The sequence below is a fragment of the Streptomyces sp. NPDC008238 genome, from assembly GCF_042956445.1.
In the GTDB taxonomy this organism is placed as follows: domain Bacteria; phylum Actinomycetota; class Actinomycetes; order Streptomycetales; family Streptomycetaceae; genus Actinacidiphila.
Genome location: NZ_JBIBGK010000017.1, coordinates 1 through 13,498, shown reverse-complemented (window position 1 = coordinate 13,498; position 13,498 = coordinate 1). Strand labels below are relative to the sequence as shown.

Here is a 13,498-nt window from a genome sequence, read left to right as displayed (position 1 = left end):
TGGACTCGCCGTCCGCGATACGGACACGCCGCCGGGTGCCACGGCCGGGGGCGTACGCTCGAAGGCTCCAAGGATGGAAACGTAGGGAGTGGTCCCCGTGCCCGAGCTGAGGTCCCGCACAGTCACCCACGGCCGCAACATGGCGGGCGCCCGTGCCCTCATGCGGGCCTCGGGCGTAGCGAGCGAGGACATCGGCAAGCCGATCGTCGCGGTGGCCAACAGCTTCACGGAGTTCGTGCCCGGGCACACCCACCTGCAGCCCGTCGGCCGCATCGTCAGCGAGGCGATCAAGGCCGCGGGCGCCGTGCCGCGCGAGTTCAACACGATCGCCGTCGACGACGGCATCGCCATGGGCCACGGCGGCATGCTCTACTCGCTGCCCTCCCGCGACCTGATCGCCGACTCCGTCGAGTACATGGTCGAGGCGCACTGCGCCGACGCGCTGATCTGCATCTCCAACTGCGACAAGATCACCCCGGGCATGCTGATGGCCGCCCTGCGCCTCAACATCCCCACCGTCTTCGTCTCCGGCGGCCCCATGGAGGCCGGCCGCGCGACCCTCGTCGACGGCACCGTGCGCACCCTCGACCTGATCGACGCGATCGCCGACGCCGTCAACGACAAGATCTCCGACGAGGACATCCTCCGCATCGAGGAGAACGCCTGCCCCACCTGCGGCTCGTGTTCCGGCATGTTCACCGCCAACTCGATGAACTGCCTCACCGAGGCGATGGGCCTGTCGCTGCCCGGCAACGGCTCGGTCCTGGCCACCCACACCGCCCGCAAGGCGCTGTACGAGGACGCCGGCCGCACCGTCGTCGACCTCACCCGCCGCTACTACGAGCAGGACGACGAGTCCGTCCTGCCGCGCTCCGTCGCCACCTTCGCGGCCTTCGAGAACGCCATGGCCCTGGACATCGCCATGGGCGGCTCGACCAACACGATCCTCCACCTGCTCGCTGCGGCCCAGGAGGCCGGCGTCCCCTTCGGCCTGACCGACATCGACGCCGTCTCGCGCCGCGTGCCGTGCCTGGCCAAGGTGGCGCCCAACGTCGCGAAGGACCGCACGTACTACATGGAGGACGTGCACCGCGCCGGCGGCATCCCCGCCCTGCTGGGCGAGCTCCACCGCGGCGGCCTGCTCAACGAGGACGTCCACGCCGTCCACTCCCCGTCGCTCGCCGACTGGCTCAAGACCTGGGACGTGCGCGGCGGCTCCCCCTCCGCCGAGGCCGAGGAACTCTGGCACGCCGCCCCGGGCTGCGTCCGCTCCGCCGAGGCCTTCTCCCAGTCCGAGCGCTGGGAGGCCCTCGACACCGACGCCGCCGTGGGCTGCATCCGCTCCGTCGAGCACGCCTACTCCAAGGACGGCGGCCTGGCCGTGCTCCACGGCAACCTCGCCGTCGACGGCTGCGTGGTGAAGACCGCCGGCGTCGACGAGTCCATCTGGACCTTCGAGGGGCCGGCCGTGGTCTGCGAGTCCCAGGAGGAGGCCGTCGACAAGATCCTCCGCAAGGAGATCACGGAGGGCGACGTCGTCGTCATCCGCTACGAGGGCCCCAAGGGCGGCCCCGGCATGCAGGAGATGCTCTACCCGACGTCCTTCCTCAAGGGCCGCGGCCTCGGCAAGAGCTGCGCCCTGATCACCGACGGCCGCTTCTCCGGCGGCACTTCGGGGCTCTCCATCGGCCACGCCTCCCCCGAGGCGGCCTCCGGCGGCACGATCGCGCTGGTCGAGGACGGGGACCGGATCCGCATCGACATCCCGGGCCGCAGCATCGAACTCCTCGTCCCCGAGGAGGAACTGACCGCCCGCCGCACCGCGCTCGGCGGCGCGTACGCCCCCAAGGACCGCGACCGCAAGGTCTCCCTGGCCCTCAAGGCCTACGCCGCGATGGCCACCAGCGCGGACAAGGGCGCCGTCCGCGACGTCTCCAAGCTCGAGGGCTGACCCCGGCCCCCGGACACGGGGCCCCGTCGTCGTCCCCAGGGACCCCTTCCGCCGATCGCCACGATCACCAGCGGGAGGGGTCCTTCGCGTCCACGGCGAACACACTGCCGTCGGGCGCCGTCGCGAACACCTTCCCGTCGGCGACGACGGGGGCGGGCGGGAATCCGGGGTGGCTGCCGGGCCGCGTCCGCGTCCCCAGTCGCAGCTTCGTCTGTCCGAGGAAGACGCCCCGTTCGGCGTCCACTGCCAGGAGCCGTCCGTCGGCGGCCGTGAAGTAGAGACCACGCCCGGCCACGGTCGGCCAGGAGCCACCGCTCACCGACGTTTCGAGTCTCCATCGCTCGGCCTTGCCGGCACCACTCGGGCGATCGGTGTCCACGGCCACCAACGTGCCTGCGTACTCGAGCAGGTAGACCGTCCCGCCCCGCAAGGCCGCATGGGCGTCGGTGAGGGGAACCGAGAGCGGTATGCGACGTGACGACCAGTCCGCCACACGCAACCGCACGATCGCGTTGACACGTGTGTAGGCATCCGAAGAGGCGAGGACGACCGTTCCGTTCGACTCGCCGAGGAAGCTCAACTGCCCGTCGAGCGTGACCTGCCGCTCCACGGTGCCGTCGGCCGGCCTCACAGCGGCGACACGCGTGTGGCGTCCGTCCGGTGCGGTCTCCACGGCGTACGCGTAGCGGGAAGTGCCGTTCCCGCCGATCGACGGCCGGGTGAAGCCCGGCAGTTTCCTCCTCCAGCGCTCTTCTCCGGTCTTCCCGTCCACGGCGCTGACAGCTCCGTCCCGGCCGGAGAACAGGACCGTCGTTCCGACACCGACGGGCGAGCCCTCGTACGCCGAGATGTCCAGGGTCCAGAGGGAGCGGCCCGTTTCCGGGTCGAGGCCCTCCATACGGGACTGGTCCTCACTGACGACGCGGAGAACGCCGCCTGCCCATTCCGGCGCCGGTGGCCTGGTCCCGGGGATGCGGCTCACCCGCGTGCGCACCGACCACTGCAACAGGCCGCCGGCCGGGTCCACCCTGGCCGCCTTGACGCCGGGACCGTTGCAGAAGAGGGCGCCCGCACCGAAGCCGCACGCCGCCGGTGTGGTTGCGCCGCCGCTTCGCAGGACCGTCTCCCACGGTTGGAAGGTGGTGGCGGCGGAACGGCCGTCCGGGCCATCGGGTGACGCTGTGCGGGCGCTCCCGGGCATCGTCGCCCACACAGCGCCCAGGCCGAGGACTGCCAGTGCCGCCGCTGCCACGATCGCCCGCAGGGCGTGCCGTCGTGGACGAGGTTCCGCCTCCGTTGCCGTTGCGGGTGCGGAGTCTTCCGACGAGGGCAGGGCCCGGCCCTCACCGGACCGACGTTGGACGGGGATGAGACCTTCGATGTCGAAGGCGTTGAAGGTCCGGGTGTCGTACGAAGCCGAGACGGTCCTCAGTTCGGCCATCAGCGCGTCCGGCGAGGGGCGGTCCTCGGGGTCCTTGGCCAGACAGCGCTCGATGAGCGGCCGGAGGTCCGCCGGGATGCCGTCCAACTGCGGTTCATCGTGGACCACTTGGTACGCCACGATGTAGGGACTGTCGGAGTCGAACGGGCTGCGTCCAGTGGCGGCGTGCACCAGGACACTGGCCATCGCGAAGACGTCCGCTGCCGGTCCCACGGCTCGAGGTCTCCGGAATTGCTCGGGCGCCATGAACGGCGGCGTTCCGATGAGCTTGCCGGTCTCGGTGCGCAGTTCGCTGTCCGAGGGGCGCGAGATGCCGAAGTCGATCACTTTCGGGCCATCGGCGGCGAGCAGCACGTTGCTGGGTTTGAGGTCCCGGTGGACGACGCCCGCTCGGTGAATATCTCGCAACGCCTCGGCGAGGCCCGTCATCAGGTACCGCACCTGGGCCGGAGCCACCGGTCCGTTCCGCTTCACGAACTCGGCCAGGGTCGGCCCGGGTATGTGGACCGTTGCCATCCACGGCCGCTCGGCATCGGGATCGGCGTCCACGACGGACGCGGTGAAGGCGCCGCTCACGCGTCTGGCGGCGGCTACCTCTTGCCGGAAACGTGCCCTGAACTCGGGGTCTTTGGCGAATTCCTCGTGTACGACCTTGACGGCCAGGCGCATGCCTGAAGTGGAACGCGACAGGTGCACCACGCCCATGCCCCCGGAGCCGAGCCGGCCCTCGAGCCGGTACTGCCCCGCGTATTCCGGATGTTCCGCTTCCGGGTCGGTCCCGGGTCTCCGCACTGGCGGCATGACCCACCCCCGTGTGTTCGTCAGCAGCCGTAACTCGGTGAGCCTAGTGGATCCTCGTAACGGCGACGGGTCGGATTGCTAGCCTGCACCTGACACAGCGTGAATCTCACGGGGGAGGGCCGATGGCCGAGAACAATCTTGACGAGGCGCGCGACGGCGTGCAGTCGATGACCGCTACGACGGGTGCCGCAGCCACTGCCGGGCAAATCTTCTACGCGGTGGCTCCCGGGTGCCGGCTCAACGTCCGGTCCGGGCCCGGCACCAGTTTCCACATCGTCAAGGTGCTCCCGTATGACGTCAAGGTGCCGGTCTTCTGCCAGACGCCGGGCACGACCGTCAGCGGTTACTACGGCACGTCGAAGATCTGGGACTGCATCGGCGAAGGCCAGTTCGTCTCGGACGCCTACGTGCAGACCGGCAGCGACGGCTACATCGCCTCCCGCTGCAGCTGACACTGCCGCAGTCCGTGCTCCATCGCGTCACCGTGCTCCTCGCCTGCCGGGGAGCCGGTGGCGCGTGCCCATGAGGCCCGTTCTCCAGGAGGAACGTGTTGAGCAACAGCGACAGCACCAACAAGAGCAGGCGCGCGGTACTCGCCTCCGGCGTCGCCGTGCTGACCGGGGCGGCCTTGCCGGTGCTCGGTGGCGCCGGGGATGCCGCGGCGGCCTCGGCTTCGGTCGCGGGCGATCTGATCTACTACTCGGTCGCTCCGGACGTGCGCCTCAACGTCCGCTCGGGACCGGGGAGCAGCTACCACATCGTCAAGGTCCTCCCCTATGACGCGAAGGTGCCGATCTTCTGCCAGACACCCGGCACGACGGAGAGCGGTTACTACGGCACCTCGAACATCTGGGACTGCATCGGCACCAACCAGTACGTCTCCGACACCTATGTGCACACCGGGAGCGACGGGTACGTCGCCTCGCGCTGCAGCTGATGCGGCGGGTCTCGTCCCACCCATGCCTCGGACCCGCGGCAGGAACATGATGAGCAAGAACAGGCGCGCCGCACTGGTGACCGGTGCGGCGGCGATGGCGGGGACGGTCCTCCTCGTGCTGGGGGGTGCCGCCGAAGCCGTGGCGGCCCCGAACCTCGTGTACTACCCGGTCGCACCCGACGTACGGCTCAACGTGCGTACCGGCCCGGGCACGAACTACCAGATCGTCAAGATCCTGCCGTACGACCAGAAGGTGCCGATCTTCTGCCAGACCCGGGGTGAGACGGTCAGCGGCTACTACGGCACCTCGAACATCTGGGACCGGATCGGCCCCGGCCAGTACGTCTCCGACACCTACGTGCACACCGGCAGCGACGGCTACGTCGCCGGGGAGTGCGGCTGACCGAGCCCTCGCGGTGGGTCGCGCCCGCGTCCCACGGGGAAGGACAACCCCCATGACCACACAGCCGGCCCACCGCGTGCTCGCCCACTCGTTCAACACCGTCGCCGCGCAGTACGCCGCGGCCCGCCCCGGTTACCCCGGAGAGCTGTTCGACGCCGTCGAGGAGATCGGCGGACGGCCCTTCGCCGGGGCGACGGTCCTGGACGTGGGGGCCGGCACGGGCATCGCCACGGTGTTGATACGGGCGCGCGGGGCGCACGTGACGGCGGTGGAGCCCGGGGCGGGGATGGCCGCGCAACTGCGGGCGGGGCAGCCGGGCGTGCCGCTCGTGCGCGGGGACGGGGACGCGCTGCCGTTCGCCTCCGGGGTGGCGGACTTCGTCACGTACGCCCAGGCCTGGCACTGGACGGACCCGGTCAAGTCATCCCCCGAGGCTGCCCGGGTGCTGCGCCCGGGCGGTGCGCTCGCGCTGTGGTGGAACGTCCCGGACACCGGGGTCGCCTGGGTGCGCGAGCAGGAGGAACGGCTGTCCCGGGCGGTCCCGCGCTACCACGAGAACGGCCTGACGGGCACGGCCGAGGACATCCTCCGCTCGCTCGGCACCCGCCTGGGGATGCGCACCGAGTCCCGCGTCCTCCACTGGACGCGCACCGTCCCGCTGGACACGCACCTCGCGATGCTCGGCAGCCGTTCCTACTTCGCCGTGCTCGCCCCGGAGGCCGCACGCCGCATCCTCGACGACGAGCGGCGCACGCTGCTGGAGTTCTTCCCGGACGGCCAGGTGGTCGAGCCCTACAAGGTCGACCTCACGGTCGCGGTCAAGGCCTGACAGAACGAAGACCTGACAGAACGAAGGCCCGCGAGACGAAGGCCCGCGAGACGAAGGCCCGCCGTACGAAGGCACGCGGGCACGCGGGCACGAAGGGCGAGGACCGGCCTCCCTACCCCGCCCGCCGCTTCCCCGCCACCGAACCGACGAGCCCGACCACACCCGCGACGAGGGCCCCTCGCCACAGGCCGTCCCAGAGGCTCCCGAAGAAGCCCTCCGAGGTCAGGACCTGGCGCACCACGACGTCGGTGACGAGCAGCATCCCCGCCGGCACCAGCGCGACGCGCCAGGGGTGGGCGGCCGCCCAGCGGCGTATGCGGCGGTCGGCGCGCGGGCCGCGGCCGGTCACCGCGCCGGCGCCGCCGACGAGGAAGAAGAGCATCAACGCGACGGACACGGCGCCGGCGACGACGCCGAGACCGAAGTCGCCGCTCAGGGCGGAGGCGGCGAGGGAGACCCCGCCGCCGATCGCGCCGACGGCCGCCGCCGGACGCCAGGGGCCGAGGGTGGCCGAGGCCACCGCGAGCTGCCGCTTCTCGGCTCCGGTCACGTCCCGGGATACATCGGTAGAACGCCTCATATGGCCACGGTCACTCCGCTTAGCCCCGGAAGCCATAGGGGATGACCCTGAGACGGCCCGGAACCGAGGGTCAGGGGCGGGACGCCCCGTCCCGCCCGGTTCCGGGCGGGACGGGGTCGCCGCGCTACACCGGTGCGCCCTGGACCCGGACCGGCGTCACCCCCTCCTCGTTGTGCCGCTCGGCCCAGCCGAGCAGGGCCATGCCGCAGGCGTGGTCGAGGTGCCGCAGCCGGCGCAGGTCCAGCTCCATCGGGCGGTCACGGGGCAGCGCCTCCAACTGCTCCAGCAGCCTGGGCAGCCGTAGGAAGGTCGCGTTGCCCAGGACGCGGACGACGATCGGCCCCTCGCCCTTGTCGTGGATCTCCACATGGGTCTGCGAGGTCTCCCAGGCCGCCTTGACCACCGCCGTCAGGAGTCCGATGAGCACGCCCTCGAACATGTTGGTGGCCACGATGCCCGTCGCGGTGACGATCAGCACCACGGCCTCGCCCCGGTGCTCGCGCCACAGCGGCACGATCTCCTTCACCGGTACGAGCTTCCAGCCGGCGTGCACCAGCACACCCGCCAGCGTGGCCACCGGGATCACCCCGAGCGCGCCAGGGAGCAGCGCGGCGAACAGCAGCAGCCACACGCCGTGCAGCACGCGCGCGGCCTTCGTACGGGCGCCGGCCTGCACGTTGGCGGCGCTGCGCACGATGACCGCGGTCATCGGCAGGGCCCCGAGCGCCCCGCAGACGGCGTTGCCCGCGCCCTGTGCGATGAGTTCCTTGTCGTACTCCGTGCGCGGCCCGTCGTGGAGCCGGTCCACCGCGGCGGCGCTGAACAGGCTCTCGGCGGAGGCGATCAGGGTGAAGGCCAGCACGGTGCCGATCATGGACAGGCCGGCCAGCCCCGCGAACTGTCCGGCGCCCGGCGGCTGGACGACGTCGAGCAGCCCCGCCACTTGGACGCGCTCGACCGGCAGGTCGAACAGCATCGCCGCGCCCGTGGCCAGGGCGACCGCGGCCAGCGGCCCCGGCAGCAGCCGCGCCGCCCGTGGGATGCGGGGCCACAGGACGAGCACCGCGATGGTGCCGCCGCCGACGGCGAGCGCGGTGAGCGCCGTGGGTGAGGTGAGGGTGCCCGCGACCAGTCCCGGTAATCCGGCGATCTTCGCCAGGCCCCCGGCCGGTGCCGCGGTGTCGGTGAGGGCGTAGACCTGCCCGGCGATCAGCACCAGGCCGATGCCGGCCAGCATGCCCTGGACGACGGCGACGGAGATGGCCCGGAACCAGCGGCCCAGCCGGAGGACGCCCATGGCGAGCTGCAGCGCCCCGGCGCAGAGCACGAGCACGCCCAGCGAGGGCAGCCCGAACTCCTGGACGGCCTCGTAGACCAGGACGGTCAGTCCGGCGGCCGGGCCGGACACCTGGAGGCTGCTGCCGGGGAGCATCCCGGTCACGATGCCGCCGACGATGCCGGTGACCAGCCCGAGTTCGGCCGGCACCCCGGAGGCGACGGCCACGCCCACGCACAGCGGCAGGGCGACGAGGAAGACGACGAGGGATGCGGTGACGTCGGCGCGCAGCGACTCCGGGCGGGGCAGTCGCGACGCGGCGCGGATGAGGCGGCTCACCGGGCGGGGGCGGGGGTGAGGGAGCCGCGGACGGGCGGCGAACCGGGCCGAAGGGACCGGTCGGGCCGGTCGGCCCGGGCCGGTGGTGGGGGGAGGGCGGAACAGGGGGTGGTGCATGGGGGGATGAAGGTCTTCACGCGGGTGTCCTCCATTGCGCCCCGGCGCCGGCGTGGGCGGGGGCGTACGTGGTCGAGCGGTGTGGGGGGTCGGTCTCCCGGGCCGCGGGCGCCGCGTACGAGTGCATGTGCGTGCACGTGGACGCGCGGGCGCCGGCGCGGCTCGGGCCGGGGTGGGGCCCGGGCCGCGGGCGACGACCGCGGTCAGGAGGGAGGAGCAGGCGGCAGGCCGTGCCTCAGCAGCGGAACGCGCCGTGGGCGATCGGTAGTTCTCCGGATCTGGAGAGGGGTACCGCCTGCCGGGCGGTCCGCGGCGCCGTCACGGCGGCGGACACCTGGGCGTCGTCCACCGGAACCGTCTCGTCGGTTCCGGCGCCGCCCCGCGGAGCGGGTGCCGGGGCCGGGACGCTCACCGTCCCGGGCAGCACCAGGCGTATGCCGTTGCTCCCGTGCCTCCGTGCGAGGCAGGTACGGGTATCGGGCTCCGCGCGCGCCACCGTCGTGCCCGTGCCACGGCCGGAGGCGGGAACGGGCTCGGCGGCGGCGCAGCCTATCGCCGCGAACAGGGAGAGCAGCAGTGCCGCCATGACGGCGACAGCACGCGCAACTCCCTTGGCCGATACCACAGGTGCCCCCGTTCCGATGCGTAGCCGCCCTTCATTTTGCGCAGACAGCCACTCCATTTTGCAAGCTCTTTAAGTAAACGGAGCGTAAATGATCCGTCACCCAAACGGATACTCCTTCCGCTCCTTGACGCCCCGAAGCCCCGCGGAGCATTATTCACCGCATGATGAATAAAGCCGAGGAGCCCGGGGAGCCGGGCCCCGGACCAGCCGTGCACGCCGGAGGGCTCACCGTCGTCCGCGGTGGCCGCACCGTCCTGGACGCACTGGAGTTCACCGTCCCCCGAGGAGAGATCACCGGCCTGCTCGGCCCCAGCGGCTGCGGCAAGTCGACCCTCATGCGCGCCGTCGTCGGCACCCAGGCCGCCGTCACCGGCACCCTCGACGTCCTCGGCCTGCCCGCCGGCCACCGCGAGCTGCGCCCGCGCATCGGCTACGTGACCCAGGCCGCCTCCGTCTACCTCGACCTGACCGTCCGCCAGAACCTCGAGTACTTCGCCGCCGTCCTCGGCGGCGACGCCCCCGGCCACGTCGAACGCGCCATCTCCGACGTCGACCTGGCCTCCCACGCCACCGCCCTCGCCGGCAACCTCTCGGGCGGACAGCTGAACCGCGTCTCCCTCGCCGTGGCGCTGCTCGGCACCCCCGAACTGCTCGTGCTCGACGAACCCACCGTCGGGCTCGACCCCGTCCTCCGCCGCGACCTGTGGGAGCTCTTCCACCGCCTCGCCGCCGAACGCGGCGCCACCCTCCTCGTCTCCAGCCACGTCATGGACGAGGCCGAGCGCTGCCACCGGCTGCTGCTGATGCGCGAGGGCCGCATCCTCGCCCAGGGCGCCCCCGACGAGCTGCGCGCACGCACCGGCGCACGCACCGTCGAGGACGCCTTCCTCCGCCTCGTCGACGAGGCGGCGGGCAAGCTCCCCCACCAGGCCGAGGAGGCCGCCCGATGAGCACGCGCCGCACCCTCGCCACCGCCCGCCGCGTGCTGCTGCAACTGCGCCACGACCCGCGCACCATCGCCCTGATAGTCGTCGTGCCCTGCGTCCTGCTGACCCTGCTGTCCTGGGTCTACGACGCCAACCCGCGCACCTTCGACACCGTCGGCGCCTCGCTGCTGGGCATCTTCCCGCTCATCACGATGTTCCTGGTCACCTCCATCGCGACGCTGCGCGAACGCACCTCCGGCACCCTGGAACGCCTGCTGTCCATGCCGCTCGGCAAGGGCGACCTGCTGGCCGGGTACGCCCTCGCCTTCGGCGCGATCGCCGTCGTCCAGGCCGCCCTCGCCACCGGGCTCGCCGTCCTCGCCCTCGGCCTCGAGGTCACCGGCTCCGCCTGGCTGCTCCTCCTGGTCGCCCTCGCCGACGCGTGCCTTGGCACCGCCCTCGGGCTGTTCGTCAGCGCCTTCGCCGCCAGCGAGTTCCAGGCCGTGCAGTTCATGCCGGCCGTCCTGCTGCCGCAGATCCTGCTCTGCGGACTGCTCGTGCCGCGCGACCGGATGCAACCGGTGCTGGAGGCCATCTCCCACGTCCTGCCCATGTCGTACGCGGTCGACGGCATGCAGGAGGTCCTCACCCACACCGGCGTCACCGGTGACTTCGTCCGCGACCTCGCCGTCGTCGCCGGCAGCGCCGCGCTGGCCCTCGCCCTCGGCGCGGCCACCCTCCGCCGCCGTACGGCCTGATCCCCGCGGGTGACCGCACCGTGGACGGCACGGCCCCCGGGCCGCCCACGGTGCGAGGATGAGCCCATGACGCAGAAAGTCGCGGTGCTCGGCACCGGCAAGATCGGCGAGGCCCTCCTGTCGGGAATGCTCCGCGCCGGCTGGAAGCCGGAGAACCTGCTCGTCACCGCGCGCCGCCCGGTCCGCGCCCAGGAGCTCCACGCCCGCTACGGCGTCGAATCGGTCTCCAACGAGGAGGCGGCCAAGACCGCCGACACCCTCATCCTCGCCGTCAAGCCCCAGGACATGTCCGCCCTCCTGGCGGAACTCGCCCCGCACGTCGCCGCCGACCGCCTGGTCATCAGCGCCGCGGCCGGCGTCCCCACCTCCTTCTTCGAGGAGCGCCTCGCGGACGGCATCGCGGTCGTCCGCGTCATGCCCAACACCCCGGTGCTGGTCGACGAGGGCATGTCCGTCATCTCCGCCGGCAGCCACGCCGCCGAGGAGCACCTGCTGCGCACCGAGGAGATCTTCCAGCCGGTCGGCAAGACCCTGCGCATCCCCGAGTACCAGCAGGACGCCGCCACCGCCCTCTCCGGCTCCGGCCCCGCGTACTTCTACTTCCTGGTCGAGGCCATGACCGACGCGGGCATCCTCCTCGGGCTGCCCCGCGCCCAGGCCCACGACCTGATCGTGCAGTCCGCGATCGGCGCGGCCGTGATGCTCCGCGACAGCGGCGAGCACCCCGTCAAGCTCCGCGAGGCCGTCACCTCCCCGGCCGGCACCACCATCAACGCCATCCGGGAACTGGAGAAGCACGGCGTGCGCCACGCCCTGATCGCCGCCCTGGAGGCCGCCCGCGACCGCAGCCGCGAACTGGCCTCCGGCAACGGCTGACGCGCGGCCCGGAGGGAGGCGGGCGGCCGTCGCCGCCCGCAACGTCCACCGGCCCCCGGTACGCACGGACACTCAGCCCGGCGGCAGCAGCCCGACGGCCCGGTAGGCCGCGTCCACGGTCGGCCGGGCCAGCGCCCGCGCCCGCTCCGCACCCTCCCGCAGCACCCCGTCCACGTACCCCGGGTCGGCCACCAGCCCCGCGTGCCGCTCCCGCAACGGCCGCAGCTCCTCCACCACGGCCTCGGCGGTGTCCTTCTTCAGGGCGCCGTACGAGTCGTACCCCGCCGCGAGGTCCCCCGGCGGCCGGCCGGTGCACGCCGACAGGACCTCCAGCAGGTTCGCCACCCCCGGCCGCTCCTGCGGGTCGTGGACCACGTCCTGCCCGCTGTCCGTCACCGCGCGCAGCACCTTCCTGCGCACGACCTCCGGCTCGTCGAGCAGGTAGACGATGCCCGGCCCGGTGTCCTGCGACTTCCCCATCTTCGACCCCGGGTCCTGCAGGTTCATCACCCGCGCCGCCACCTGCGGCAGCACCGCCCGGGGGACGGTGAACACGTGCCCGTACCGGTGGTTGAAGCGCACCGCCAGATCCCGGGTCAGCTCCACGTGTTGCGCCTGGTCGTCGCCGACGGGCACCTCGTCCGCCCCGTAGGCGAGGATGTCGGCCGCCATCAGCACGGGGTACGTCAGCAAGGACAGCCGCACACCGCCGCCGCGCCCCCGCTCCTTGGCCGCCTTCTCCTTGTACTGCACCATCCGCCGCATCTCCCCGTCGGTGGCGGTGCACTCGAGGAGGTACGCCAGCCGGGTGTGCTCGTCCACGTGGCTCTGCACGAAGAGCGTGCAGACCCGTGGGTCGAGGCCGGCCGCCAGCAGGAGGGTCGCCGCCTGCCGGCTCAGCCTCCGCACGCGGGCCGGATCGTGTTCGACGGTGATCGCGTGCAGGTCCACGACGCAGAACAGCGACTCGGCCCGGTGCTGGTCGACGGCGGCCCACTGCCGCACCGCTCCCAGGTAGTTGCCCAGGGTCAGGTGCCCCGTCGGCTTGATCCCGCTGAAGACCCTCGTCATCGTGTTCCTCCCGGCTGTGGGACCGCCGCAGCTCGACGGGCCGGAGCAGGAACGCGTACGGCCGCCGAAGCGGCGGCCGTTGGGTGCATGCGCTGGTCGGTCGGCCGCCGTCAGGCGGCCCACCACAGGTACGAGTGCGCATGCTCGGTCATGCCCCGAAGGTAACCCGCAAACCTGTTGACGGCCACAGGTTTGAAGCACCGTGGGGCGTGGTGTAGTGTTCTCTAGCTGCCTCGGACGGGGTCACCTTTTCAGGGGCGGCCACTCAAGCCGCCCGGCGGCAAACCACTACCGCACGACTTCCCCTCGGGGACGATTTCGGCATGCCGAAATCCGATCCGAATGGCTCGATTATGAACCGCCGGGGAAATCCGCTAACGTAGTGGACACGCCGGAAGGCGCGAAACGAAAAACCCCGCTCCAACAGGGGGCCGGAAACGAAGAGCGGAAACGCGAAACGGATCTGGTAAGGTTGGAGACAACGAAGGGAAAGCCCGGAGGGGCCGGTGAAACGGTCTCGAAGGAAGCTTCCGTTCCTTGAGAACTCAACAGCGTGCCAAAAGTCAAC

The 13,498-nt window shown here is 71.9% G+C and carries 13 protein-coding genes; 8 read left to right on the top strand and 5 right to left on the bottom strand.

Translation table 11 applies throughout. The features are described 5' to 3' along the window. The first annotated feature begins 97 nt into the window (after positions 1-97). Positions 98-1,951 carry a dihydroxy-acid dehydratase gene (gene ilvD, locus ACFZAU_RS28100; RefSeq protein WP_500554442.1) on the top strand — a complete coding sequence of 618 codons (1,854 nt, stop codon included), beginning with the start codon at positions 98-100 and terminating at the stop codon, positions 1,949-1,951. Positions 1,952-2,015: 64 nt separating this feature from the next. On the opposite strand, the gene ACFZAU_RS28095 is transcribed toward ilvD, so the two are convergent. After that, entirely contained in the window at positions 2,016-4,193 is a 2,178-nt protein-coding gene (locus ACFZAU_RS28095; protein ID WP_500554441.1) for a protein kinase domain-containing protein, read from the bottom strand. 122 nt (positions 4,194-4,315) lie between these two features. Between ACFZAU_RS28095 and ACFZAU_RS28090 the strand changes: the two genes are divergently transcribed. The 4 genes from ACFZAU_RS28090 to ACFZAU_RS28075 all read left to right on the top strand — a co-directional run bounded on the left by ACFZAU_RS28090 (position 4,316) and on the right by ACFZAU_RS28075 (position 6,362). Beyond that, positions 4,316-4,645 carry an SH3 domain-containing protein gene (locus ACFZAU_RS28090; protein WP_500554440.1) on the top strand — a complete coding sequence of 110 codons (330 nt, stop codon included), beginning with the start codon at positions 4,316-4,318 and terminating at the stop codon, positions 4,643-4,645. A 98-nt stretch (positions 4,646-4,743) separates the two neighbouring features. Next, positions 4,744-5,130: an SH3 domain-containing protein gene (locus tag ACFZAU_RS28085; RefSeq protein WP_500554439.1), complete on the top strand. Its 387-nt coding sequence runs from the start codon at positions 4,744-4,746 to the stop codon at positions 5,128-5,130. A gap of 22 nt (positions 5,131-5,152) precedes the next feature. Beyond that, the gene (locus ACFZAU_RS28080) at positions 5,153-5,533 is read left to right on the top strand and encodes an SH3 domain-containing protein (RefSeq protein WP_500554438.1); all 381 of its coding nucleotides are present in this window, start codon (positions 5,153-5,155) and stop codon (positions 5,531-5,533) included. A 52-nt stretch (positions 5,534-5,585) separates the two neighbouring features. Further along, positions 5,586-6,362 (top strand): class I SAM-dependent methyltransferase, encoded by a 777-nt coding sequence (locus ACFZAU_RS28075; protein ID WP_500554437.1) that lies wholly within the window; start codon positions 5,586-5,588, stop codon positions 6,360-6,362. 112 nt (positions 6,363-6,474) lie between these two features. Here ACFZAU_RS28075 and ACFZAU_RS28070 read toward each other — a convergent pair whose 3' ends face one another. The 3 genes from ACFZAU_RS28070 to ACFZAU_RS28060 form a co-directional block, all read right to left on the bottom strand. Further along, positions 6,475-6,912: a hypothetical protein gene (locus ACFZAU_RS28070; protein WP_500554436.1), complete on the bottom strand. Its 438-nt coding sequence runs from the start codon at positions 6,910-6,912 to the stop codon at positions 6,475-6,477. A 154-nt stretch (positions 6,913-7,066) separates the two neighbouring features. Beyond that, positions 7,067-8,557 carry a SulP family inorganic anion transporter gene (locus tag ACFZAU_RS28065; protein WP_500554435.1) on the bottom strand — a complete coding sequence of 497 codons (1,491 nt, stop codon included), beginning with the start codon at positions 8,555-8,557 and terminating at the stop codon, positions 7,067-7,069. A gap of 352 nt (positions 8,558-8,909) precedes the next feature. Next, positions 8,910-9,260 (bottom strand): hypothetical protein, encoded by a 351-nt coding sequence (locus tag ACFZAU_RS28060; protein ID WP_500554434.1) that lies wholly within the window; start codon positions 9,258-9,260, stop codon positions 8,910-8,912. Positions 9,261-9,460: 200 nt separating this feature from the next. On the opposite strand from ACFZAU_RS28060, the gene ACFZAU_RS28055 reads away from it, so the two are divergent. The 3 genes from ACFZAU_RS28055 (at position 9,461) to proC (ending at position 11,859) form a co-directional block, all read left to right on the top strand. Beyond that, positions 9,461-10,249 carry an ABC transporter ATP-binding protein gene (locus ACFZAU_RS28055; RefSeq protein ID WP_500554433.1) on the top strand — a complete coding sequence of 263 codons (789 nt, stop codon included), beginning with the start codon at positions 9,461-9,463 and terminating at the stop codon, positions 10,247-10,249. Further along, positions 10,246-10,983: an ABC transporter permease gene (locus tag ACFZAU_RS28050; protein ID WP_500554432.1), complete on the top strand. Its 738-nt coding sequence runs from the start codon at positions 10,246-10,248 to the stop codon at positions 10,981-10,983. Before ACFZAU_RS28055 ends, ACFZAU_RS28050 begins: the two co-directional genes overlap by 4 nt. 66 nt (positions 10,984-11,049) lie before the next feature. Beyond that, positions 11,050-11,859: a pyrroline-5-carboxylate reductase gene (gene proC / locus ACFZAU_RS28045; protein ID WP_500466258.1), complete on the top strand. Its 810-nt coding sequence runs from the start codon at positions 11,050-11,052 to the stop codon at positions 11,857-11,859. A 72-nt stretch (positions 11,860-11,931) separates the two neighbouring features. Here proC and trpS read toward each other — a convergent pair whose 3' ends face one another. Beyond that, the gene (gene trpS, locus ACFZAU_RS28040) at positions 11,932-12,930 is read right to left on the bottom strand and encodes a tryptophan--tRNA ligase (RefSeq protein WP_500554431.1); all 999 of its coding nucleotides are present in this window, start codon (positions 12,928-12,930) and stop codon (positions 11,932-11,934) included. Positions 12,931-13,498 lie beyond the last annotated feature (568 nt).

Coding starts and splice junctions, on each gene's coding strand:
- ACFZAU_RS28095 (WP_500554441.1), bottom strand. CDS start 4,193: ATGCCGCCAGTGCGGAGACCCGGGACCGACCCGGAAGCGGAACATCCG.
- ACFZAU_RS28090 (WP_500554440.1), top strand. CDS start 4,316: ATGGCCGAGAACAATCTTGACGAGGCGCGCGACGGCGTGCAGTCGATG.
- ACFZAU_RS28080 (WP_500554438.1), top strand. CDS start 5,153: ATGCCTCGGACCCGCGGCAGGAACATGATGAGCAAGAACAGGCGCGCC.
- ACFZAU_RS28075 (WP_500554437.1), top strand. CDS start 5,586: ATGACCACACAGCCGGCCCACCGCGTGCTCGCCCACTCGTTCAACACC.
- ACFZAU_RS28060 (WP_500554434.1), bottom strand. CDS start 9,260: ATGGCGGCACTGCTGCTCTCCCTGTTCGCGGCGATAGGCTGCGCCGCC.
- ACFZAU_RS28055 (WP_500554433.1), top strand. CDS start 9,461: ATGATGAATAAAGCCGAGGAGCCCGGGGAGCCGGGCCCCGGACCAGCC.
- ACFZAU_RS28050 (WP_500554432.1), top strand. CDS start 10,246: ATGAGCACGCGCCGCACCCTCGCCACCGCCCGCCGCGTGCTGCTGCAA.
- proC (WP_500466258.1), top strand. CDS start 11,050: ATGACGCAGAAAGTCGCGGTGCTCGGCACCGGCAAGATCGGCGAGGCC.
- trpS (WP_500554431.1), bottom strand. CDS start 12,930: ATGACGAGGGTCTTCAGCGGGATCAAGCCGACGGGGCACCTGACCCTG.